The organism is Sporomusa sphaeroides DSM 2875 (assembly GCF_001941975.2).
Taxonomy (GTDB): Bacteria; Bacillota; Negativicutes; order Sporomusales; family Sporomusaceae; genus Sporomusa; species Sporomusa sphaeroides.
Map to the genome: position 1 here is coordinate 3,792,190 of NZ_CP146991.1, position 23,905 is coordinate 3,816,094.

General features: G+C 48.4%; 17 protein-coding genes. 4 read left to right on the forward strand and 13 right to left on the reverse strand.

Going from position 1 to position 23,905, the window contains the following annotated elements; translation table 11 throughout:
- Window positions 1–25: 25 nt before the first annotated feature.
- The 4 genes from SPSPH_RS17660 to allC are packed head-to-tail and all read right to left on the reverse strand — an operon-like array spanning window position 26 to window position 5,451.
- Window positions 26–1,420, reverse strand: a complete 1,395-nt coding sequence (locus SPSPH_RS17660) for an NCS1 family transporter (RefSeq protein WP_075756948.1) — start codon at window positions 1,418–1,420, stop codon at window positions 26–28.
- A gap of 23 nt (window positions 1,421–1,443) precedes the next feature.
- A complete protein-coding gene (gene allB, locus SPSPH_RS17665) occupies window positions 1,444–2,796 on the reverse strand; it encodes an allantoinase AllB (RefSeq protein WP_075756947.1) in 1,353 nt (450 codons plus the stop codon).
- A 19-nt stretch (window positions 2,797–2,815) separates the two neighbouring features.
- Window positions 2,816–4,174, reverse strand: a complete 1,359-nt coding sequence (gene allB / locus SPSPH_RS17670; RefSeq protein ID WP_075756946.1) for an allantoinase AllB — start codon at window positions 4,172–4,174, stop codon at window positions 2,816–2,818.
- Between the two features lie 41 nt (window positions 4,175–4,215).
- Entirely contained in the window at window positions 4,216–5,451 is a 1,236-nt protein-coding gene (gene allC, locus SPSPH_RS17675) for an allantoate deiminase (RefSeq protein ID WP_075756945.1), read from the reverse strand.
- A gap of 429 nt (window positions 5,452–5,880) precedes the next feature.
- Here allC and SPSPH_RS17680 point away from each other — a divergent pair, with 429 nt between their 5' ends.
- Window positions 5,881–7,539, forward strand: coding sequence for a PucR family transcriptional regulator (locus tag SPSPH_RS17680; protein ID WP_075756944.1), 1,659 nt, complete (start codon window positions 5,881–5,883; stop codon window positions 7,537–7,539).
- Between the two features lie 192 nt (window positions 7,540–7,731).
- Here SPSPH_RS17680 and arcC read toward each other — a convergent pair whose 3' ends face one another.
- From arcC to fdrA, 4 genes are read right to left on the reverse strand one after another with little or no spacing between them, the layout of a single operon-like run.
- Window positions 7,732–8,667 carry a carbamate kinase gene (gene arcC, locus SPSPH_RS17685; protein WP_075756943.1) on the reverse strand — a complete coding sequence of 312 codons (936 nt, stop codon included), beginning with the start codon at window positions 8,665–8,667 and terminating at the stop codon, window positions 7,732–7,734.
- A 9-nt stretch (window positions 8,668–8,676) separates the two neighbouring features.
- Window positions 8,677–9,462 (reverse strand): (S)-ureidoglycine aminohydrolase, encoded by a 786-nt coding sequence (allE, locus tag SPSPH_RS17690; protein ID WP_075756942.1) that lies wholly within the window; start codon window positions 9,460–9,462, stop codon window positions 8,677–8,679.
- A 2-nt stretch (window positions 9,463–9,464) separates the two neighbouring features.
- Window positions 9,465–10,301: a DUF2877 domain-containing protein gene (locus tag SPSPH_RS17695; RefSeq protein ID WP_146196580.1), complete on the reverse strand. Its 837-nt coding sequence runs from the start codon at window positions 10,299–10,301 to the stop codon at window positions 9,465–9,467.
- A 7-nt stretch (window positions 10,302–10,308) separates the two neighbouring features.
- Window positions 10,309–13,308, reverse strand: a complete 3,000-nt coding sequence (gene fdrA, locus SPSPH_RS17700) for a DUF1116 domain-containing protein (RefSeq protein ID WP_075756940.1) — start codon at window positions 13,306–13,308, stop codon at window positions 10,309–10,311.
- Between the two features lie 141 nt (window positions 13,309–13,449).
- Here fdrA and SPSPH_RS17705 point away from each other — a divergent pair, with 141 nt between their 5' ends.
- From SPSPH_RS17705 to SPSPH_RS17715, 3 genes are read left to right on the forward strand one after another with little or no spacing between them, the layout of a single operon-like run.
- Entirely contained in the window at window positions 13,450–15,078 is a 1,629-nt protein-coding gene (locus SPSPH_RS17705; RefSeq protein WP_075756939.1) for a PucR family transcriptional regulator, read from the forward strand.
- Complete coding sequence (locus SPSPH_RS17710; RefSeq protein ID WP_075756938.1) at window positions 15,071–15,931, forward strand: alpha/beta hydrolase; 861 nt, start codon at window positions 15,071–15,073, stop codon at window positions 15,929–15,931. The genes SPSPH_RS17705 and SPSPH_RS17710 overlap by 8 nt, the downstream gene beginning before the upstream one ends.
- Window positions 15,910–17,544 carry a PucR family transcriptional regulator gene (locus SPSPH_RS17715; protein WP_083945643.1) on the forward strand — a complete coding sequence of 545 codons (1,635 nt, stop codon included), beginning with the start codon at window positions 15,910–15,912 and terminating at the stop codon, window positions 17,542–17,544. The genes SPSPH_RS17710 and SPSPH_RS17715 overlap by 22 nt, the downstream gene beginning before the upstream one ends.
- Window positions 17,545–17,712: 168 nt before the next feature.
- Here the strand turns inward: SPSPH_RS17715 and allD are convergent, their stop codons facing one another.
- The 5 genes from allD to SPSPH_RS17740 form a co-directional block, all read right to left on the reverse strand.
- Window positions 17,713–18,792 carry an ureidoglycolate dehydrogenase gene (allD, locus tag SPSPH_RS17720; RefSeq protein ID WP_075756936.1) on the reverse strand — a complete coding sequence of 360 codons (1,080 nt, stop codon included), beginning with the start codon at window positions 18,790–18,792 and terminating at the stop codon, window positions 17,713–17,715.
- A gap of 285 nt (window positions 18,793–19,077) precedes the next feature.
- Window positions 19,078–20,307 carry an aminopeptidase gene (locus tag SPSPH_RS17725; protein ID WP_181382937.1) on the reverse strand — a complete coding sequence of 410 codons (1,230 nt, stop codon included), beginning with the start codon at window positions 20,305–20,307 and terminating at the stop codon, window positions 19,078–19,080.
- Window positions 20,308–20,423: 116 nt separating this feature from the next.
- Window positions 20,424–21,728, reverse strand: a complete 1,305-nt coding sequence (locus SPSPH_RS17730) for an amidohydrolase (RefSeq protein ID WP_075756935.1) — start codon at window positions 21,726–21,728, stop codon at window positions 20,424–20,426.
- A gap of 54 nt (window positions 21,729–21,782) precedes the next feature.
- A complete protein-coding gene (dcuC, locus tag SPSPH_RS17735; RefSeq protein ID WP_075756934.1) occupies window positions 21,783–23,036 on the reverse strand; it encodes a C4-dicarboxylate transporter DcuC in 1,254 nt (417 codons plus the stop codon).
- 206 nt (window positions 23,037–23,242) lie between these two features.
- Window positions 23,243–23,728, reverse strand: coding sequence for a DUF134 domain-containing protein (locus SPSPH_RS17740; RefSeq protein ID WP_075757231.1), 486 nt, complete (start codon window positions 23,726–23,728; stop codon window positions 23,243–23,245).
- Between the last annotated feature and the right edge of the window lie 177 nt (window positions 23,729–23,905).

Consider the following 23,905-nt stretch of genomic DNA (forward strand, 5'->3'; position numbering starts at 1 on the left):
AGGCTGTGAATAAAACCAAATCCTGTTAGCTATTTTCGAATATGGTTCCTTTTCTAAAGCTTGAATCTTTAAAGGCATATTTCGTTAACAGAAGATAAGCAATACCTGCCACAACAAAACCGATAATCCAAGCCAGTTCAACCATTGTAAAGGCAGCACCGGCACCGATAAGCATGGCCCAAATGGCGCTGGGGTTATAGCCGGCAAACGGACCGTCTTCCTTATACAGGTCGGCTACATTTACCTGTTGCTTCCTCAATATATAATACTCAATTAAGATGATAGAAACGATCGGTCCTAAAAACGCGGAGTATATGAGGATGAACATCCCCAGACCCTCTGCCGAGGAATCCTGTACAAGCACCCACGGGCATGCGCCCAATGCGAGCAGGCCGGATATGGTAACAGCCACTTTGTAATTTAATTTGGTAATCAGCGTAATAACATAGGTCGGCGGAATAATATTGGCAACCATATTTACAGCAATCGCACCCATAACAATAAAGGCGGAGACAAAGAAGGTGATATACGAGTTGTTGATTACGATGGCAAACGCTTTCACCGGATTGGAGATACCGGTTGCGGCAGCCAGCATGGCGCCTATGCAAAGTACGAAGCCGTAAGCTACTACTATGGGGAAGAAGTATAAGAACCCGCGTTTGGCATCACTGATACCTGTTTTTAATTCCCGTGAATAGTCGGCTGCGCTTAAAAAGATAGCCGCATAATTGCCCATAAACATCATGATGAAAGCGAAGAACGGTAAACCCCAGGTACCTTTAGCGTGAACCCATTTTTCCACAATAACAGCACTGTGGGAGCTCAGAAGAACGTAGAATACATAGACCAGCGCCACCATAATGACGGTGGATATAACCGATTCCACCCACTTAATGGCATGGAACCCATAGAGAGAAAGCACAATTTGCACCAGTTGCAGCACCACAAAGCAGGCAAAAATGTTATCAAAGCTGCCACCGGTAACAATCTTGGCAATTTCATTTAAGGCCGTGCCGCCGATCCAGCTTTGGAAGCCATACCAAACGATGGCCGGAATACCGCGCAGCAGGGAGGAAACAATCGAGCCCTTTATGCCGAAAGACATTCTGAGCTGCACAACATAGGGGATTCCTGTCCGGTAACCGACCCTGTCATTCAGGGTGAAAACCGCGGAGATAATACCAATAGCAATGATGGCTGCCGCAAAGGTCTGAAAAATATTCAGGGTTGCGATACCGGCCACAACCAGGCTGGCGCCAAGCGTCATATTGCCTAAGTTAACACCGTCTCCCAGCCACATAAACATATAGTCTACCGGGCCTACCGTTCTGGCTGATTCGGCCTTCGGACTTAGTGACTCATCCACCCCCATATCCTGTTGGCCCGCCTGGGGCTGATTATATTCTGTATTTGCACTCATCGTAAAAACCACACCTTCCTTTTTTATTTATTAGGTCTTACATGTTTGCCGATAGGCTTTGACACAATTTTTCCGTCTTTGAAAACGGTAGTTCCGCGGAGAATGGTTTGCGTCACAGTCCCCCGGAAGGTGTCGCCGACATATGGGCTTACTTGGTGCTTATAGAACAGGTCCTCGGCCTTCAGGGTAAATTCTTTATCCAATGCTACCAGAGCAAAGTCCCCGTCGTAGCCGACAGCAATTTTCCCTTTGCCTTGAATCCCAAAGATCTCGTTCACATTTTGCGAAGTCAATTTTGCAATATCGGCAAGCGGAACCTTTCTGGCATGGTAAGCATGGGTGAGCAGGGATGAAAGCGTGGTCTGGCAGGCTGAGATGCCGCCCCAGACTTTCAGAAACTCCCCATCCTTCAGCTTGGGATCGCAGGGCGAATGGTCGGAAGATACGAAGGCAATTTCATCATTCAACAGTTTCGCCCACAGCTTGGTCTGGTTGGCAGTATTCCGAATCGGCGGCGAGCATTTGGCCACAGTACCCAGCTGCTCAACATCGTCATCGGTAAGAATCAAATAATGTCCAATGGTTTCGCAGCAGACATCAACGCCTCTCATTCTTGCCTGGGTAACAAGCTCAACGGCTTTGGCGGTGCTGATATGGGCAATGATTAATTTGCAGCCGGTTTCCTCGGCAAAAGAAATCATGCGGGAAACATTTTCTATTTCTGTAATGGGCGGACGGGCGGCAAAATAATCACGCACCGTGGTCTTATTATTTGCTAGAGCCAGCGCCGTCAAGTCTCTGGTAATTTCGGCATTTTCACAATGCACCATCAGCGGCAGCCCGAGCCTGGCTAACTTTTCCATGCCGACAAGCGTGGTATAATCGTCTGCTCTTTCAAATTCATCAATACCGCTAAAGCACGAGAATGCTTTAAAGCCAATTACCCCGCACTCGGCAAGTTCTTCCAGCTTGTCCAGATTCTTAGGAGTAAATCCGCCCCAGAAGCCGTAGTCAACCAGCGAGTCCTGCTGTGCCACCGCCAGCTTGGCATTAAAATTTTTGGCGTCCAGCGTGCAGGGACTTGAGTTCAGCGGCATATCAAAGTAGAGGACACCGCCGCCTGCTGCTAAAGCGCTGCTGCCGGTGGTGATGGTTTCCCACTCGGTTCTGCCCGGATCATTAAAATGCACATGGCCGTCGGTCGCTCCGGGAAATACATATTTTCCGGTTGCATCAATAACCTCTTTCGCATCCCCGGCTATTTCTGCGGCTATTTCCACAATTTTTTCATCACAAACAGCAACATCGGCTGTTTTTACACCTTCCGGGCAGACAAGAACCCCGTTCCTGATAATTACATCATACCGTTTACTCACACAGTTCACCCCTTATTCATTATTTGATTTTTTTAACGAACTCACCAAACCCTTTGCGGCCAACCAGCTTGCCGTCTTCTGCCACAACCTGGCCTCTGACCAACGTGCAGACAGGCAGACCCACGCCCTTTAAGCCGACAAACGCCGAAATCTGATTCACATAATACAGCGATTCCGGAGTAATCTCCCATTCCCGCTTAGGATCCAGGATAACAATATCGGCATCAAAGCCTACTTCAATGGCACCCTTTTTCCCATATATGCCGAAAGCCTTTGCCGGGCCTTCACTTAAGGACCTGGCAAGTATGGTGGGGCAGTAGCCCCGCTTGGCCACACCTTCGCTGAAAACCACCTGCATGGTATTCTGGATGCCGCTGATTCCGCCCCAGGCGCCGAAGATACCATGGGCTTCCTCGCTTTTTTCGCTGAGTTCGCACGGGGAATGGTCGGAACCGATGCAGCTTAAGGTGCCGTTATTTACATATTCCCACATTCCTTCAATTGCGGCAGCTTCGCGCAGCGGGGGCGCACATTTGAACAGACTGCCGTTTTTAATTACATCTTCATCAGAAAAAGCAAGATAATGTCCGCATGTTTCCGCCGTAACATCAACACCGTCAAGCTGAGCCTCTCTGATCACTTGCGCCACCTGCGGATGGCTTACATGGCAAATATGAACCTTGGCGTCAAGCTCTTTGGCAAGACTGATAATATTCTGGGTGGCAATCAGTTCGGCAATAACCGGTCTGGAATCAAGAAAATCCCGCCAGTCATTCTTTTCCTTCCGCTTGGCCCGTGCTTCTTCCCATTTGATTATGGAATAATCCTCGCAGTGGAAACCGGCACGCGCACCGGCGCTTTTCAAAATTTCCAGTGCTTCCTTGGCCTGTCCGATGGACAAGGACACATAATCCGGTGAAACCGGACCGATGAAGGATTTGAAAGCAACACAACCCTTATCATCCAGTTCGTGCAGTGTACCCAGATTGTAATCTACAAGTCCGCCCCAAAAGCAATAGTCCACATACGCGTTAGGAGAAACATGCGCCAGCTTATTGTCAAAAATTTGTCCGTCGGTAAGCGCCGGCTCATTTTGCAGCGGCATATCAACGATGGTGGTAAAGCCTCCCACGCCGGCCGCGGCTGTACCGTGAGAATAATCTTCCCGCCAGTTGTAGCCGGGATCATTCAAATGGGCGTGACTGTCAATAGCTCCCGGGAAAACATAGTTGCCCTGAGCATCAATCGTTTTGTCTGCTTGAACATCAGTACCCGGTTCAACGATGGCTGCGATCTTGCCTGCCTTGACACATACACTTGCCGCAAAAACTCTGTCTGCTGTTACTACCTTGCCATTTTTAATAACCAGATCAAACATGTCAAACCCCCCTTTAAAAAATAGCTTCCCTTATAAAACTTTTATTTATAAGCTAACTCGTATAAAACCCCGACCAAAGCCTTTACCCCTTGCGCCAAGTCGCGGGGATCGGTATATTCTAACGGTGAATGACTGAGGCCTTTGTGACTTGGCACAAACAGCATTCCGGTCGGTATTACCGGCGCCATAATCTGGGAATCATGCCCTGCCCCGCTATGCATCATTTTGTAACTCAAGCCGTCTTTTTCGCATTGTTGTTTCATAATTTCTACGATGCCGGTATCCATCGGTACCGGATCAACATCCATCCACATATCAATGTGGATTCCCACACCTGCCTGGGAGGCAATTTCCTGCATTGCCGCAGTCACTTCCTCAGTAAACCTGACCAAAACATCTTTATGAGTATGCCGCGCATCTAACGTAAACAAAGCCTTGCCTGGTACAACATTGACAATATTAGGCTCGATTTCCACTTTGCCTACGGTGGCAACCAGCGGATCGCCATAGCCTTTCGTTATATCCATAATTGCGCAGATAATGCTGCTGGCCGCATGAAGCGCATCCTTGCGGTAGCCCATAGGTGTTGTGCCGGCATGATTAGCCTGGCCGGTAATCTCGATCGTGAAACGCCGCTGTCCGACAATATGCCCGACAATACCTACCGATTTTTTTTCAATTTCCAGCACGCCGCCCTGCTCTACATGAACCTCCAAAAAGGCCTTCAGGTCTTTGCGTACAGCACGTTCTGTCGGCCGGAAAGCAAAACCGGCTTTGCGCATAGCTTCCGTAAACGGTATGCCGTCAAAATCCACCATGTTTTCCACGTCTTCCCGTTTGGCAATACCTAAGATATTCTTGACGCCCCAGTAAACATACGGAAAACGGCTGCCTTCCTCTTCGGCTATGGACACCACTTCAATGTTGCGCAGCGGTTGTCCGTACTCTCTTTTTAAATACTCCAACGCAACAATTCCGGCAATAATCCCAAATTGACCGTCATATAACCCGCCGTTTTTGACGGTGTCGACATGAGAACCTGTCAGAATGGTTTCCTCCGGATATGTTGACCCTTCCAGCCGGCCAAACAAATTGCCGACATCATCATAATGCACGGCAAACCCTGCCTGCCGCATATATTTTTCTAAGTTTCTTTGCGCTTCCGTCCATTCAGGCTTATACAGGAAACGTGAGACTCCCCCTTCGGGATCTTTGCCAAATTCTCCTAGCCACTTTAAAAGCTTCTCGGTCTCTTGTCCAAAATCAAACGTGCTCATGCTTCTCCTCCGTCATAGCTAATTGTGGGCAGTAGAATTACCTAGTAGTTAATTCTCTTACCTATAATCTTTCATTTTTTTTGCTGTTACATCCCCCCTGCTGACACTTTTCTGTAAACTCTCTCCCTTTAGCTAATAGAATTATACCGAATTTTTTCACTTTTCCACCAGTGCATAGTTAGCAAATAAAGCAGCGACAATTGTGCATATTGCATAGTTCTCTCCGACAGCGTTTTTGCTGATAATCTGCATGAAAGAATACGGCAGGCGGGTAGGATATTGATAGCACACCGCCACTGGTGTTACAGCAAATTTTGGTTCCAATAAAGGTAATTTATACCATATCCGGCAAGGAGTTTTACATTTTTTTGTCGAACAGACTTATTACTTGACTAAAATAGCAACATTAAACAGAACTGAGGGATGATCATGCATCTCACCATCAAAGATGTTTTGCAGCTTTTCCAGGAGCAGTCGGTCAACTTGGTTGCCGGTGCCAACGGCCTGAATAATATTATTTTGTCAACAAACATAATGGACGCACCCGATATAGCCAACTGGGCCAAACCCGGTGATTTAATATTAACCACCGGCTATACCTTTAAAGACGACCCGGTACTGCAAGAGCAGCTCATTCGCGAACTTGCGGCAGTCGGCATTGCCGGCCTGGCCATTAAGACCAAGCGCTTTTTGCCCGAAGTGCCGCTGATCATAAAAGCTCTGGCCGACGAGCTGAGCCTGCCGATCATCGAACTGCCGTTAACGCTGTCTCTGTCTGAAATCCTGAATCCAATTATCAGCAGCATTGCCGCACGCCAATCTTACTTACTGGGCCGCTCCAATGAGATACACAAAACCCTTACCAATGTAGCCATTAAGGGCGGCGGACTGAATGCCATTATCGCCTGCCTGGGCAAGCTTACCCAATGTCCTGTCGGCTGCTATGATATCCATGGTTCGGTCCTCAGCCACTGGCTGCCGGAAAGTATTCCCGGAGTGGATAAAAGGATTTTTAAGCAGCTGGACAAGCTGCTGTTAAACCAGGTTACTCAAAATGAGTATCTGCAGGCCAAGCTGTCCCAGGCCAAAACCCCTTATACCCAGCAGGTGACGGTAGAAGGCTATGAGCTGTTACTAACCTCGCTGGCCATCATGTCAGACAATGAATTTTTCGGCCATATCTCCCTCCTGCAGCCCACCGATGCCTTTCTGGACATAAACTGCATGGCGCTGGAACACACCTGCACCGTGGCTGCTCTCGACTTCCTGAAAAAGAAAGCCGTATCGGAGAGCCACCGCCTTTATTCCCGGGATATTCTCGAACATATTTTGTTCGGCGACCTGACCAATCAAACCACTACCGAAACCTTAGCCACCTCCAAGCTGTCCAAAGCCAAATTGCTGGAGTGCTCAGTCATTGAAATAAATGAAAGCGAAGGAGACGTAAACCTGCCGGTTATGGCTACCCGCCTGTACAAAACAACCCAGCAGCTAGTCAGTGCCCAACATCCTTTATCCTTAATTTCCGAACGAACAGGCAAAATTATCGTATTAATTGCTTTCACCGGTACACTGACCAGGCCTGACCCGGAAATATACACCCAGTTGCTGGAAGCCTTCAAAGAGCACTATACCGCAACCATCTCCATCGGTGTGGGAACAGCCGTTACCGATATCCGCTCTGTCCGCCAAAGCTACCAGGATGCTCTGACCTGCCTGAACTTAGGCCGTATCACGAAAGCCGGCGGGCATATTACCTATCCTTATGAAATTGCCAGCTATGCCTTATTGGAAAATCCGGATACCGCTTCCCTGCTTACCCATGTCTATGAAGCAACCCTGGCTAAACTAGAAAATAGTGACACACTCCATGGTACCGAGCTTGTAAAAACCTTGGAAAAATACCTGGAATATGATAAAAACTTAACCGATTCGGCCAAGGAATTATATATTCACCGCAATACGCTTACCAACCGGCTGGAAAGAATCCATGACATAACCGATTTGGATTTCAGCAACAGAGAGTTTCTCTTTGGCCTGCGGCTGGCACTCCGCCAGCGCAAACTCCGCCGGCAAAAACTCCGCTAATGGGCGTAATGGTAAGCGTCCGGCAAAAAAATGGACAAAATAAGCGAGAGGCCGGGGAATAGGTATGAGCCCCCTAATCTCTCGCTGGATGACTTGCTGTATGCTATTGTCAGCTGCTGTGCTGCTAAGCCAAAGTACGTTAAGGCAGTGGGACACCCCGGTTATGGGGTGTCCTATTTTATTTGGGCAGAATCAGGAGCAGATTACCGTGCCATTATCTTCCGTGACCGCTTGGTAAGCATTTTCCAGGGAGGTTATAATGGCTTCCCGGCCGGGTTTGGATTCAACGAACTTGATAGCCGCCTCGACTTTGGGCAGCATCGACCCTGGAGCAAAGTGCCCCTCTTTAATGTATTGCCTGGCTTCGGCAACAGTGATGCGCTCCAGCCATTTTTGCTCCGGTTTGCCAAAGTTGATGGCAACACGGGGAACCGCTGTCAGGATAATGAGGGTATCGGCATTGATTACTTCAGCCAGCTTGGCGGCTGCTTTATCTTTATCAATAACTGCGTCGACACTGGTTAATCTGCCGTTTTCGCGATATACGGGAATTCCGCCGCCGCCGCAGGCAACAACAACGTCGCCGTTTTCCATGAGGCAGCGGATCGTCCCTTTTTCCTTGATATCCACCGGCTCAGGCGACGGAACAACCCGCCGGAAGCCCCGGCCGGAATCCTCGACAAAGGTGTAGCCTCTCGCCTCGGCAATCTTCTCAGCCGTTGCTTCTGAGTAAAACAGACCAACCGGTTTGGTCGGGTTCTGAAAAGCCGGATCATGCCGGTCAACAATAACCTGGGTAATGGCTGTGGAAACATGGGTGGTAATGCCTTGTTCAACAAAGGTGTTCTGCAGGGCATTTTGCAAATGAAACCCGATATACCCCTGGCTCATGCCGCAGCACTCGGCAAAAGGCATAACCGATACCTCTGAATTTTGCTGGTATGCCAGTTCAAAGGCCAGATTAATCATTCCGACCTGCGGTCCGTTGCCATGCACAATAACGATTTTATAGCCATCTTTAACAAGACTGGCAATATGCCCGGCGGCAGCCAGGACGGCTTCCTTCTGCTCGTCAGGAGTATTACCCAATGCATTGCCGCCTAAAGCGATAACTAATTGTTTCTTCATATAAACCTCCTAAATACTTACATCACGGTTGCAGTCTTTGGAATACACATAGGAAAATTCCTCGTCACGCCCTACAGCGTAGCAGGCCTGCAGCGAATAGGCACTCATAAAGATATAATCGCCTTTTTGCACAGGCACCCAGTCATTGTCCAGATTATACATACCCTGTCCACTCAGGAAGTAAGCGCCATGTTCCGGCAGATGGGTCTCAATATAGCCATGCGAAGCACCCGGTTTAAAGCTCAGGATATGGAAGTTGCAGTCAAAGGCCAGTTCCTTGGGCAGGAAATCCTTAATCAGCACATCTTCCATGCCTTCATATTTTATCCATTCCATTTCATTGGCATTGCCGGTAACGACATAAGGTTCATAGCCTTCCAGACGGTCGTAGCGGCGTTTGTACAGAAATGCCTTGGTTACTTTGCCGCTTTTGTTCTGGAAATAGAGTTTGGTACCGGGAGGGCAATAAACAAAGCCGCCCTGGGTTAAGGAGTAAGACTGCTCCCCTGCTTTAACCTCCAGACTGCCTTCAATCAAATAAAGCAGGGTTTCAATGCCTTCTTCACCAAAACCGCGTTCATTCTTGCCATCGGCGTGAATGGTAACAAGATAATCGACAAAGCTTGCGCCGATCTTGGGTGAAGCAAGAACGGTGACATCACAATTCTCAAAACCGGGAATGACATTCTTAACCAAACCATCAGGATCAAGCAATACATAATTATCTTTCTTAACCACTGACCGGTTTGTTAACAGATCTTTTCTGTAACCGACAACATTATTAAGATAGCTCATTATTAACCTCCGTGAATTATAAATTTTAATCCTAAGAAAAAACCGAACAAGGTGTCATTGCCGGAAGTATGGCCAAAGGCCTGTACTTCCTTGATGGTTTTTTCTATTGCAGCCATATCTTCAGTATCCAGCAGCTTTACCAGCCGGATAAAAGGCTCACTGGCATACCCTGCCAGTAAAGCACGGCAATAGGCCACACTGATCAAGGTGGTTCTCTCACCGGTAACCTCCCCGGCCAGCGCTTGCTTCCAGGCCTGAAACGGGCCAAACAGCAGCAGTGCCAGGGTAAATCCGATGAGCAGGTCATCACCGCTGGGCGTCAAGCCTTTGCCTCTGCCGGCAAAAAAGCGGATAACCCGGGAATTGGCGTTGCCGTCTGTTTTGTCAGCGCTCTGTAATAACTCCACATGCCGGCCGGCTTGTTCGTCTAAATTGATGCCGATGAATGGCTCAAACTCCATTGCCGCCAAATAGTTATACAGCCGGCTGTCAGCGATTTTTTGCCTGGTGCAGGCTATGGCGGGAAGCCTTAAATCTACTTCTGCCAGTTCTTGGCAAGCAAGGGTTATGGTCCCCTGGATGCTATAAAAAATCAGCACATCCTCTTTGTACCGGACCAAATCCCCGATTCTGACAGCGGCAAGCAGCTGCCGCAGTTTCGCTTCGTCAATATTCAGCCCAAAGGCGGATAACGGGCTGCCGCAGCAGCCAATATACAGCAAATGATCCTCCATTTGCAGATTGAGCCCGCTGTTGAATTTGCTATGTACCTTACCCATGCTGACATTTTTTAGATAGAGAGGCAAGAGATTGCTCTTTGCCTCTCTGTGATATTTCACTTCATCCCTATTCAACGTCTATCCCTAGTTTTTTCGCATAGGCAATGACTGCTTTTTCAAAGCAAGCCAGCGGCGCACGCACGGTGCCGGCCCCGATCTGGCCTACTCCCTCGTTTTTATGCGCTATGCCTGTATTGATGAGCGGCGTAGTACCGGTTGCAACTACTTTTCTGGCGTCAATACCCAGGCAGGCTCCTTTGAAATCCCAGGTGGGAATACTCCAGTTGGAATTATTGGCAATACAGATGGTATCCATTTCGTTGGATACTTTCAGCGCATCCTGGAAACCGCCCGCACCGACGAAGCGGGTAACCCCCGGAGCCGCAACCATGGCCATACCGCCGACGCCCACCGTTTCGGTGATGGCACTGTCGCCAATATCCGGGTTTGCATCGCTTTCCGAATAGCCGGTGAAGTACAGTCCGTTGGGGGTGTTAACCGGTGCGGTGAACCATTCGTCACCCATACCGCTGATTCTTACGCCAAAATTGCGTCCATTTCTGGCCATGGTGGTAACCACAGTACCGCTGGTAACTTTTCTGGCGCAGTCGACAATGGATTTGCTGGCCGCCATCATGATGTTCAGGAAGAACTGATCAGTATCGGCCAGGAATTTTATGACCTCGTATTTTTCTTTTTGGTCAATGTCAAGCTCGGTAATTAACGGAGTAATTTCTTTCAGGAATACCAGGGTGGCAGCTATATTTCTCTGGTGGAATTCATCACCCATGGTAATGGCTTTGGCAATGAGTACGTTCAGGTTCAGGCCGCCCTCTTTGCGCTGCAGCGCTTTGGACAATACCGGTCCTAACGTATCTCTCATCCAGTTTAATCTGTTGATGACTTCTTCCGAATAAGCACCGAATCTCAGCACTTTGCCGATGCCTTCGTTCATGATACAGTAACCGATGGAGTCATCCAGCTTATTGACTACTACCAGCACCGGCATGTTGCCTGAGGTGATGCCGCCCATCGGGCCTACTGCATTTACATGATGGCAGGGTGAGAATGTTACGCCGCCGCTTTCCAGCAGTTGTCTGGCGCTTTTTTCATCCTTGGCCCAGCCTTCGAATAATACTGCGCCAATGCAAGCACCTTGCCCCGGGCCGGTCATGTCCTTATATTCGATAGGAGGTCCGGCGTGCAAAAGCACTTTATCATTTAAGATGCCGATTACGGATTTGGCAGGCACTACATCAACCAGGAAGGGCTGTGAGCTTTTCATCCTGTCGATAACTTCATTGTTGGCTGTTTCAATTTCTTCAATTTTCTTCAGTGCGTTTAAGATCTTGATAAGCCGCTTATCGCCGCCTGCCGCCGGTCTCCAGTCATATTGCACGGCTTTGCCGCCATAGGCAAAGATAGAATCGGTAAAGCTGGTAAGACCAATGTTGACAATGCGGGGTTTGGAGTTTAAGAGGTCATTTACACTGTCACTGATTTCAGGCAGTACTTTCTTTCCCCCCTGTTTTGCGACTACGTGCTTATCCTGCTCTTTGTAGTCTATCCCCTTTAATTTGAGGGCAAGCCTTACTGCCTTGGCATTGCTTTCCTCAACCAATACACCGCATTCTTTCAGGGTTTTGATTGCTGCCTGGTAGCTTTGCGGATCATACTCTGTGCCGCAAACAGTGGCGACAAAATAGAGTTTCCGCCCATTTTCCCTGGATGTTTGTATAGCTTCCTTGATAGCTGGTGACAAAGCTTTGGCCATATCGGGATGCGAGCCGTAGCCCAGTACGCAGTCCAGGAGAATTACGCCGGTGTTGGCGTCCTGGGCATATTCTCTGATCTTGTTAATCCTGATTTCCGGATCAATCATGGGATGGGGTTTGCCCTGGGTATAGATGTCATCTCCCAGATCCATGACCTGGTAGCCGTTGGCATTAAGGATATAACCCTCTTGTTTGGTCAATTTCCCAAGCTCCAGGGCTTCGGCGATGAGCATTCCCGCCTCGGCAGCCAGCGTACCGCCTGAATACAGTCCTTTTACGGTTTTTTCCGGTGCCAGCGGGGTCTTTACTTCGTAGGTGATGGCTTCCATATAGTTGGGCTTAACCGGTTTGTTCTTAGCCAGGTCTACGGCAATCATGGCAGTTTCTTCAAGCGTATGCGCCAGATATACATTGCCTTCATGGTGGTCCGGCTTCTCGCCGAGGAATATGGCGACTACCGGTTTGCTAAGACTATGCAGCAGTTCTACAATTTCATCCCGGACTTTCTTGGCCGGCGGTTTGGAAATAACAACAATTACGTCGGTAGGATCATGATGCTCCAGTCCCAGGATGGCATCCCGGGCGGTAATGGCGTTGACCTCTTCGCTTAAGTCACGGCCGCCTGTGCCGATGGCATGCACAACGCCGCCGCCAAGTCTGTCGATGATGGTAGTAACCTCTTGTATGCCGGTGCCGGAGGCACCGACGATGCCGATGTTGCCGGGTCTGACAACATTGGTAAATGCTATGGGAATGCTGGAAATAATGCCGGTGCCGCAGTCAGGCCCCATCAGCATCAGTCCTTTTTCATGGGCCTTTTGCTTAAGTCTCACTTCATCTGCCAGCGCGATATTATCGGTGAAGGAAAATACATGCAAGCCTTTATCAAGAGCTTGTTCAATCTCCTCAACAGCGTACTCGCCGGGGATGGAAAACAGTGCTACATTGGCATCAGGCATTTCCTCCAATGCCGCGTCTATGCTGGTTACACTAAGGGCGCCTGTGCTCTTTTTCTTAACAGCCAGGTCATTCAAGAACTTGTCTGCTTCGCTAAGAACGGTTTCAACAATTTTTTCATCGGCAGTCTCAACTACAATAATCATATCGCTGGGAGCCGCAGCTTCCCCTTCAGCAGTAAGCAGTCCGCCATTTTTAAGGATGTCCTTATTGGCGGCAGTTCCCATCATGATAGAACATTTTGTTATACCGGCAATAGTATTAATGGAATTTGTGAGTAACATAAGATTAATAGAATCCTGGTAACTATTTTTCTTAATTACCGTAAAGAGCATTTCCATTTCCCCTTTATTGTGTTAATATTTTGTTAACTAAATCACTGTCATTATAACATTTTTTTTTTGCATTATCATTGGCATAAAAATTATAAAAATAGCGTTTTTTTTATCCTCAAAGGACAAAAAAGGAGCAACAAAATGAACATTAAAGAAATATTAAATATGCAAATGCTTTATGGAGCAAAATTAATCGCCGGCAATAGCGGAGTTTTAAACGAAATAACCGGCGTCAATGTACTTGAGGCCACTGATATTGCAAACTGGGGGCGTTATGGCGAAGTAATCCTTACCAGTTTTTTTGCCCTGCAGCATTTGAGCGAGAGCGAGCTGGAAGTATTTTTCGAGAAACTCCATAATGTAGGCATCAGCGCGTTCATAATTAAAATCGACAGACTGGTTACTCACATACCGGATAAAATTATTGAGCTTTGTGATAAACATGCCATTCCTTTAATCCAAATTAACAAAGATGTAAAATATGAAGCTATCATCCTGGAAATATTAGGACCCATAGTCAATAAAAATATGAACCTGCTGAACAAGTACTACGAGGTACATAGCGAGCTGACCAAGCTGGCGCTGAAAATGCCGTCAATGGACGTGATATTGCGGGAGTTTAAAAAAATGATCCTGCGTGATGTGAGTCTCATTAACTCGACAAAAGGGATTGAAATCAGCACCAACCCCGGACTTGCCGACATAACAGTTGTGGATACCCGTGAAGTGTTAACGGAAAAATACATGCATTTTAAATATGAACGTAGAGATGTGCTGTATAATGGCACCAATCCCCCCATAGCCGGCAAACAGATCAGGGTTCATATACCCCATCTCGGCCATGACGACTATGAACTTGTTATCCACGAGTTGCCGGAACAAATTAGTTCAGAAGATTTTATGGTAATAGAAAATGGCGTCAAGTTTCTGCAAATGGAATTATTAAAAAAGTATGTAATCTCCCAAAATCTATTTCAACAAAAAAATAACATTATCAACGACTTGCTGAATGACCGGCTGTATGAGGAAAAGGATATTGACGAGGTGCTGGAATCCCTTAATATAAAAAAACATAAGTACTATCAGGTAGTGCTTATCAAGCTTTATCCCCGGGACGAAAAGAAAAATGTGGATAAAGATCTCATGCCCCAGACGCTGAGACAAATCTGGCTTACCTTCAAAACTATTTTCAAGGACATAGTGTTTCTGGAAAAGTTGGATACCGTGGTATTTGTATTCAATTTCAGCGATGAGAAAGCCGGCCTTACGCCGCCCGCCATTGAAAAAACAATGAATTCACTGGTTGCCGGCAATGTGTTTGACAATTTTTATTACAATGTAAGCCTCAGCTCGAAAGTAGAAAAACTAAGCCTGCTAAAAGCCCACAGAGAGGTTTTGGATACGGAAAAGATATTACGGCTGTTCCATGGTTCCAATAACATATTGCCCTACGAAGAGCTGGGAATTTATAAACTGTTCCTGGACTCAAATAACCTGGACGATCTTGAGAAGTTCATATCTCCCCGAATAGCTAATTTCCGGCACCACTATCCGCTGCTGTTTGATACGCTGCAAACCTTTCTGGACACCAATCAAAACTACTTTCTTACCTCGGAAAAGCTGTTTCTGCACTCCAAGACAGTAAGATACCGGGTCGCCAAAATAAAAAATATCCTAAACGTCGATTTTGCGAACCCGGAGGAACTGCTGCAGATTCAAATAGCGGCCAGACTGTTTAAACTAATTGACGGGAGAAAAAAGCATGAATGAAACAGAAATTTTCAGCTTGATAACTGCAGAAAATATAAAACTGCATGCCAGCCTGCAGCGGGCAAAAAACAAAAGCAAGAACACGACAATTATTTATTTGCACGGCGGCGGACTGCTCTATGGGGTAAGAGACGACCTGCCGGAACTGTATATCAACAAATTCTTGCAGGCCGGCTATGACTTTTTGGCGTTAGATTATCCTTTGGCGCCGGAATCCAGTTTAGACCAGATTTTTACCTCAGCTTTCGCTATGCTTTCCTACTATTTGAACAATACCGACAGTGTGTTTAAGTTAAACAATAACAACTATGTGCTAATGGGAAGATCGGCAGGAGCCTATCTTGCTTTTATGCTGTGTGACAGGCTGATTAAAAATAAAGCCCGGCTGCCGGCTGCTATTATAAGCTTTTACGGCTATGCCAGGCTTACCGATAGCCAGTTCACCACCCCCAGCAAGCATTATAACCAGTTAGCCAAGGTACCGGATGAATACATTGCTAACATTATTGCAGACGGCCCGGTGACCTCTGGCCCAATGGCTGAGAGATTTTCGCTGTATATAAAAGCCAGACAGGAAGGCACCTGGTTAACCTACCTCTGCGGGCCGGAAGATCCGGCAAAATACTCATTAACAGATGAAGCACTCCGGGCGTTGCCGCCGACAATTCTGGCAGCCGCCACCTTAGACCCCGATGTGCCATACCGGATGAGCAAATCACTGCTTAAGCTGATTCCGGATTCAACCCTGATAACCATCTATAAAGAAGTCCACGACTTTGACAGGGATCTTAACGATGAAGCAGGCAGATTAGCCTATGACGAAATAATAGAATGGCTGGAAAAGAGAGTATGACTTCTATTGCCGAGCTTTTAACAAATGCACCTTTCTCGCAAATGCTGGTGTTGAACCAGTCTGCCGATTTGTCACGCAAAGTGGACAGCGCCGATATTTCGGAGACGCCGGACATTACCCATTTTATCAAACCCCATTCGCTCCTGATAACAACCGGCATGGCCTTTAAGGATGATCCGGCCGGCTTCTGTCAAATGATCGAGGATCTGAACCGGGTCCCTATTGCCGGAATCTGCGTAAAGCTGGGCCGTTTTATCGACAGCCTCGAGCCCTCTATTCTCGCAACCGCCGATAAGCTTGGTTTCCCCCTGATCCAGATTCCGAACTCCTGGACACTGGGTGTAACCTGCCATCATCTCCTTTCCTATCTCTGGAATGTGGAAAACCAGCAGTTGCTAAGTGCTTTGAAAATCCAGCATGAATATTCCCAGATGCTTGTCAAGGACACCCCGATTTCCACAATTCTCACCCATCTCAGCCGCACAATCCGGCAGACAGTATTTTTAACAGATCCCTTTTTTGAAATCATTGACACTTCCCTGCCCCGAGGCACAAAAACCGGTGAAATGGAAGAGACGCTGGCTGCCATAAAAAGCTCTGACAAGCTGAAAGACTCACCGGCCGCCGCCATACCCTCTTCGCTCTATATTCAGGCCCCCCATCCGTTTACCGCATGGTTCTTTCCCGTTTGGGCCGCTTCCGCCCACCCCCACCTGCTGATTGTGCTGGAAAAAGAAAAAATCCCTTATCCTTTCTCCTATCTGGTCATTGAGCAGACTGCCGCCGCCATCGCTTTTTCCCTGTATAAAAACCAAAAGCTTAAAGAACTGCACCGGCGAATACGCGAGGATGTTTTGCGGCGGCTAACCCATAATGCCAGCAATATTGACACCGCCGTTTTTCTGGGGCAGGGCAGCGATCTTGGTTTGATTGCTTCCGATTACTATCAATTCCTGGTTTTAGGAATTGACGACCTGATGGAGGAACAGCATTCTGCACGGTTTGACCTGTATTCCCTTGTGTACGACTGGCTGGAACGCCATACTGAAATTCTGGGTAAAACCGCTCTTTTCTTTTCTTCCCATAAAAGTGAAAAAATATTAGTGCTCTTGCAAAGTCCTGTCGAAAATTTGGAAAATGCTATTGCCTTCATTAGCGAGCAAATGACCACCTATCTCGCTGTTTCCATCTCCTGTGCCGCCGGGAATCCGGTTAATTCACTTCAGTCTGTGGCCTTCTCGCGCATTGAGGCCGAAGAAGTGTATCACCAATGCAGGCGGGAGGGCAAGAAAGCATTTTTCCGCACTTATTTCTCCCAGGATGTTGCAGAGCTTTTGCGTTTTGTCCCGCAGGACCATGCCCGCCACTTCTGTACCTGTGTGTTAAAATCACTGGCCTACCCCCAGCAGGAAACGCAGGTTATTCTCCGGCAAACGCTGCAAACCTACCTGGATTGTCAGGGCGATATCGCCGAAACGGCCCGGGCCCTCTATATCCACCGCAACACAGTAAAATACCGGATCGCCAGATTAAATGAAATATTAGACACGCCGCTCTCCAACCCGGATTTTTCCCTGCAACTCCGGCTGGCCCTGCTGTTGTCCGAATCGTGAGACCGTCAACAGTCCTGAGGCGCGGGCGGCCGTTGTGCATAAGCAGAGGTTAAGCGCCAGCGTCGCAGCCTTGCATGACGGCCGCCCGCGCCTCAGGACAAATAAAGCCCGGGAGCTTATGAAGAAAACCTTCATAGCCCCCGGGCTTTTTACCTGCTCGTTATGCGTTTAGTCTAATGTATCGGAAGCAAAAGCGCTTTTTCCCTCATAACGATTGAAATGAATGTCATCACTGACAAGATAATCATAAATTTCTTTTACAATGGGAATGCCGTTCTTTTCATAATCCTGAGCTTTCTTTTCGGAAGATTCACCAGGAACCAGCACCCTGTCAAAACCGGCAGCCGGGCGAAGTGCATGAATCTCATCCACCATTTTGCGTATATTATTTTTGAAATTATCAAGACCGATAAAATGCTCCGGATTGATTACCAGATGGATTTGTCCCAGTTCACGACCGGCAGAAAGGTCGGCATACATCGAACTTACATGACCGCCAAACGGAATGCCCAGCAGGGAGCCGCACAAGATATCAACCATCATCATCAGGCCATATCCCTTGGAACCGGCAATAGCCACAAGGCCGGCAACGGCAAAGGGGTCGGTGGTAGGATGTCCGGTTTTATCTACCGCCCAGGTGTCGGGAATTGCCTTGTTTTTAGATCTGGCATCGATAATTTTGCCCCAGGCCCCTACGGTAGTCGCCATATCAAATACAATGGGCGGACCGCCGGCACAGGGAGCGGCAAAACCGATAGGATTTGTGCCGAAATACGGGTCGGCAGAACCATAAGGTACAACCATCGGGTCAGACTGGCACATGGACATACCAATCATATTTTCGTCGGTAGCCATTCTGAGGAAATAGGAGAGCGTGCCGCAGTGTCCCAGATTGCGCATGCCGACAAAACCAATTCCGGTTTCTTTAGCCATCTTGATGGCTTCAATCATACCGTTTGTGGCAACAACCATCCCTACCGCATTGTCCCCTTCGTAAATGCCGGTGCTCGGACCGGTTTTTCTAAAGGAAAAATTCGGCTTTGCATTGCTGCCGCCTTTGTTTATCCGTTCTGAATAATATTCCACGCGCACAGCCCCATGGGAATGTACACCTCTGCTGTCGGCATAGGCTAAATGATTAGCAACCTCCTGCGCATGATCCTCAGGCAAACCAGCCTTCATTACCTTATTTTTAATCAACTGATGCAATTCTGCTTTGGTTACTAAGACCATTTCCTGTTGACTCATAATAAAATAACACCCCTTCTGTTTCTTAATCACTTGACCTTAATAGCTTTTCCTTAATTGTACTTTTCTTGCGGCTTTTTTGCATCATCCACACAGGCCAATTTGTCCGGCTTGATTTGTCCGTTTTAAACAAAAGGCCTCCCGGCCGCACGTGCCGGACCTTGTGTTGCGCGCAAAACTCATACCTTCCGGTAGACGCAAAAAGACAGGCTTACCCCGCTTCCTGTTCGCAATGACGCAGAGTTCCCTGCCATTGTGAGCGCGTGGGGCAAGCCCGCCTTTTACTTAACCGGCAAAATTACCGTTTTTAAACACAGGTATGGTCTCACCGGTTGCCGTAATGCCTGTAATCTCAAGATCGGGGGTACCGATCATAAAGTCAACATGCACCATAGAATCATTTACGCCGGCTTGTTCCAATTGCTGCGGGTCCATGGACACACCATTTTCGATACAAATGGGATATGCCTTGCCGATGGCAAAGTGGCAGGAGGCATTTTCATCAAACAGAGTGTTATAAAACAAAATATTGGAATTGGAAATCGGTGAATTGTGCGGTACCAGCGCCACTTCCCCCAGATAATGCGAGCCTTCATCGGTTTCAATCAGCTTCTGCAGCACTTCCAGGCCCTGGCCGGCCGTACAGTCAATAATACGTCCTTCTTTGAAGGTAAGCGAGAAGTTATCGATAAGTGTACCATTATAATTTAAAGGCTTGGCGCTGAAAACAATGCCGTTTACCCCTGTCTTTTTCGGCATGGTGAATACTTCTTCTGTCGGCATGTTGGCGACAAATTCAATGCCGGCGGTGGTGTGTTCCGGCCCGCCAAGCCAGATATGCCCGTCAGGCAATTCGACCTTGATATCGGTTCCCAATGAATTTTTATAATGCAGCAAAGTAAATTTGTGGGCATTTAATTTATTCATACTTTGTTTCAATGCCCGGCTGTGCTCCTGCCAGGCGGCGACCGGATCAGCGGCATCCACCCGCACCGCCTTCACGATAGCTGCCCACAGTTTCGCAACAGCCTCCTCGTCCGCCGCTTCGGGGAATACCCGCTTGGCCCAGGCAAGGGTGGGAACCGATACAACGCTCCAGGCATTCTTATTGCTCATAGTATGTTCACGGTATTCCTTAAGCGCTGTATTGCTGGCCTTTTGTGCCCTGACCACCCGCTCGGAATTTACCTCCTTCAGCAGTTCGGGATCTGAAGCGGCAATGCTGACAAAGGCGGCCCCCTTTCTTACATAGGACAGGTAAAAATCCTTTTGCCAGTCAGGGAATTCATCAAAAATCTCGTCAGGTGCATGTAAAAATTTAATTTTGGCCGACAATTCGTCTTTCCAGTTCATAACTACTTCCCGCGCACCTGACTGATAAGCTGCCGTGGCAATAGCCCGGGCAAACGGAGCGCATTCCAGCGGCGAGGTAATGACCAGCGTCTGCTTGGGTTGAATGTTGACGCCGGTTTTGACTACTAATTGCGCATATTTCTCTAAAATTTTATTATCCATTATGGCTCCTTTCTCTTGCAAACAGAGATAACAATATAGTACTCACTTTATTATGATCTTATGAATAAAAGACCTGAACCTATGACAAAGTTCAGGTCTTTGAATCCTATTACCGCTTACGCTTGCAGCAAATCTGCCGCCGTCGCACTCACCAATGCCACTGCCTCGGTTAATGCCGCTTCATCAAAGTCGAACCGTGAATCATGGTGTCCGGCAACCAGTGCCGCCCCAATCATAATATAGGCTGCTTTGCCGCCGCGCTGCTGCACCCGCTCCATAAAGTAAGTGCAATCCTCACTGGCGCCAAAGTAACAGCTGGGCATAATCTCTTTAAAAATACCCAGTCCTGCGGCAACCTTTTCCACCCGCTCCACCAAGCAAAGGTCATTCTCAGCTCCTGCCGCGCCGCCCATTTCCCGGGTTTCCACCTGTACGCCGTACATGTCGGCAGCCGCCTTGATAATCCGCTGCGACTCGGTAAACATGTACTCATTGAGAGCGCTGGTTGTGCCGCGCGTCTCTAATTTGATAATCGCATTGGCCGGCAGCACATTGCGGCCGGTTCCGGCCTCAAGCTGGCCAACATTAATCCGGGTCGGTCCCTGACTGTGTCTGGCAATGGCATGCAGGTTAAGCGCCGCCGCAGCCGCTGCCAACAGGGCGTTGCGGCCTGCTTCCGGCGCGGCGCCGGCATGGGCGGGAACACCGGTAAATATGGCGTCAAGCTTAGTGGTAGCCAGGAAGCCCTCAATGCGGCAAGCCAGTTGGCCGGTTTGCTTGGTATTGAAGCCAAGATGCAGACCCAGAAAGTAATCCACATCATCGACTACCCCTTTGACCGACATCGCCCGGGCACCCCGTACACCTTCCTCAGCCGGCTGGAAAATAAGTTTAATCGTACCGCTAAGCTGCTCTTTAACCGAAGCCAATATCTCGGCAACAGCTAAACCGACAGCCGTGTGACCGTCATGGCCGCAGGCATGCGCAGCCCCACGGTTAACCGAGGCAAAGCCTTCTTTGAACGGCCGGTGACTCACATCCTCTGCCTCCACCACATCATTGGCATCCATATCAAACCGCAGACCAACCGTAGGCCCGGGCTTAGCACAGGTCAGTACACCGATAACCCCGGTTTTACCGCCCTGCAGCTTATCAACCCACTGCGGCTTTGCCCCTTGCGCCAACGCCCGTTTGGCATGCCGCTCCAGTTCCGCTGCTGCCGGCACGCCCATCATCGCCTGGGCATCAATAACTTCATCACCGGCCAATACCTGATACCCCAGCGCCGACAGCGTATCGGCCACTATGGCTGCTGTACGGAATTCCGTCCAGGCAGACTCAGGATATTTATGAAAGTCCCGGCGCCTGGCAATGGTTTTTTCGGTTAGTTTTTCAGCTAGCGCGACAAAATTTATTCCCATAAACTCCTCCTAAAGATTTCTATAATGCCTTAATGCAGGCCGTGGCAGTATCCACTACAACAGCACCAGCATGGTTGTTATCGCGGCCAGCACCATGGCCGGCGCATTGCGTTTGGTCAGTTCAATCGGATTGACTTTGGCTAAACCGGCGCATACAATAGCCGCTCCGGCAACCGGCGACATGGAACGTCCCAGCGCACCAACCACCTGAGCCTGCTGGCCCATCTCAATAATGCCGAAACCGAACTGCGCCGCATGCGGCGTAATGGCGCCGTTGAACGCCAATGTGGCGGCGTCACCTGAACCGGAAAGGACAGCAATAATAAACGGACCGAAGGTGGCAGCCAGTTTGGCAATGCTTTCCGAATGTTTCATGGCTTCAATCAAAGCACCGGTAAGCCCAATAAGCTTCATGCCTTCGTTAAAGACGGCAGCTGCCACTATAATACCCACAACACTGCCAAAAGCATCCCCCATACCGGCAAAAAACTGCTTGGAAATTTCCTGGGCATTGACCCAGGTAACAACAAAACCAAGAATTACGCCAAACAGCATGGCTTGCGGCACGGTGACCTCGGGAATAACCTGTACCTGCTTGCTGCCTAATACCAGCAGCACCAATGGCACAATCGGCACCATGGCTTTAATGATGTTGACTTTGAATTCTCCTAAATCATTACCGTCAATAACCGACTGTCCCTCAACATGATGTTCTTTGCGGATATAAGCAACTGCAGTCAAAGTAATCACAACAACTGCCAAAGCCGCTAAATCGGCCGGAGTTAATACGGCAATTACTGTCATAACATCGGTATTGGCCAGTTTGGCAACAAAGGGATTATGAGTAGCGCCGGGACTTAACGTACTGCCCCAGGTTCCGGCCAGTACGGCACTGCCGGCGATAGCCGGGTGAACCCCGGCCCCAATCAGAGCCGGAATCATGATCGCGCCAACGGCAGCAGCGCAGCCGGCGGCACTGGGTAAAGCAATATTAATAGCAAAGGTTATAATAACTGTGCCTGGAATCAAAACAGCCCGGAACTTTGTTAACCCGCCTGCCAATAAGTGAACCAAATGAGCATCGCATTTTGTTAATTTCATGACATACGCAAACCCCATAACGGTACAAATAACCGTAACCAATGTGGGATTAACCATGGCTTTGCCAAAGGCATCAATAGCCTCAAGCGGCTTGCCTGAAAGCAGCGCCATGAGAAGACCGGAAACAAATAAAACCATTCTCGTCTCATACCGCTTAATGATTGCCGCAAACGTTAATAAAACAATGATAGCGCCTAACCAAATCATCGCAAATTCCCCCATTTCCACTTATTCATTATTACACCTGGAAAAGGATAATATAGCTGTAAATGTTCTTCACCCAGACACTCTTATCCTGCAAACTTAAACAGGTTGGGAAAAAAATCAATACCCTCAGGTATGCAAAATAACCCAAGCAGCCTGCCTTTAAACCGGCAGGTTGCTTGGGTTATTTCCCATACGTTAGCCCGAAATCAGTGTCCGCCGCAGCAGCCACCGCCATGACCATGCTGATGCTGACCGCCACCACAGGCATGTTTTACTCCATTTTCCAGCTTCATTTTCTTCATGCTGCCACATTGCGGACAGGCAATCTCATAGCCGTGTTTACCGCCTTCCGTACAGGGAGCCTCTTCCCACACATGCTTACACTCTGCACATTCAAACACCCGGTTTTTCATAATATAATTCCCTCCTTCAATAATAATGGCCCGCCCTTCTACTAGTGCCATCGCCACTTTGATCCTGGCAGACTGTAAAATTCTCTGAAATGTAGGTCTGGATAGTCCCATGACTGATGCACAAACAGCCTGCTCAAAACCCCTGACATCTTTTAGGCGAATGGCTTCCAGCTCTTCTATCTGAACAACAACCGGCTTCTGGCCGTTCTCCCTGTCGGGAGTAAATTTCCGGCATAAGGGCTCTTCGTCAACCAAACCGCAACAACGCTGTCTTGGCACCAATCATCAGGCCTCCTTAATTGAGCATATGCCCAATTACATTATATACCAGAGCTTGGGGGATTTCAATAGGAGTACAATAAAAAAACTGGGGCTGTCGCAAAACGTTTTTTCAAAAAAACGCAAAGCGACGCCCTTTTTTTGAGTAAACAGGCAAGAAACAGGCAGACAAACGCA

Bases quoted from the DNA above. Each gene is read 5' to 3' on its own strand.
- SPSPH_RS17660 (WP_075756948.1), bottom strand. From the start codon at position 1,420: ATGAGTGCAAATACAGAATATAATCAGCCCCAGGCGGGCCAACAGGAT.
- allB (WP_075756946.1), bottom strand. From the start codon at position 4,174: ATGTTTGATCTGGTTATTAAAAATGGCAAGGTAGTAACAGCAGACAGA.
- allC (WP_075756945.1), bottom strand. From the start codon at position 5,451: ATGAGCACGTTTGATTTTGGACAAGAGACCGAGAAGCTTTTAAAGTGG.
- SPSPH_RS17680 (WP_075756944.1), top strand. From the start codon at position 5,881: ATGCATCTCACCATCAAAGATGTTTTGCAGCTTTTCCAGGAGCAGTCG.
- arcC (WP_075756943.1), bottom strand. From the start codon at position 8,667: ATGAAGAAACAATTAGTTATCGCTTTAGGCGGCAATGCATTGGGTAAT.
- allE (WP_075756942.1), bottom strand. From the start codon at position 9,462: ATGAGCTATCTTAATAATGTTGTCGGTTACAGAAAAGATCTGTTAACA.
- fdrA (WP_075756940.1), bottom strand. From the start codon at position 13,308: ATGCTCTTTACGGTAATTAAGAAAAATAGTTACCAGGATTCTATTAAT.
- SPSPH_RS17705 (WP_075756939.1), top strand. From the start codon at position 13,450: ATGAACATTAAAGAAATATTAAATATGCAAATGCTTTATGGAGCAAAA.
- SPSPH_RS17710 (WP_075756938.1), top strand. From the start codon at position 15,071: ATGAATGAAACAGAAATTTTCAGCTTGATAACTGCAGAAAATATAAAA.
- SPSPH_RS17715 (WP_083945643.1), top strand. From the start codon at position 15,910: ATGGCTGGAAAAGAGAGTATGACTTCTATTGCCGAGCTTTTAACAAAT.
- allD (WP_075756936.1), bottom strand. From the start codon at position 18,792: ATGAGTCAACAGGAAATGGTCTTAGTAACCAAAGCAGAATTGCATCAG.
- SPSPH_RS17725 (WP_181382937.1), bottom strand. From the start codon at position 20,307: ATGGATAATAAAATTTTAGAGAAATATGCGCAATTAGTAGTCAAAACC.
- SPSPH_RS17730 (WP_075756935.1), bottom strand. From the start codon at position 21,728: ATGGGAATAAATTTTGTCGCGCTAGCTGAAAAACTAACCGAAAAAACC.
- dcuC (WP_075756934.1), bottom strand. From the start codon at position 23,036: ATGATTTGGTTAGGCGCTATCATTGTTTTATTAACGTTTGCGGCAATC.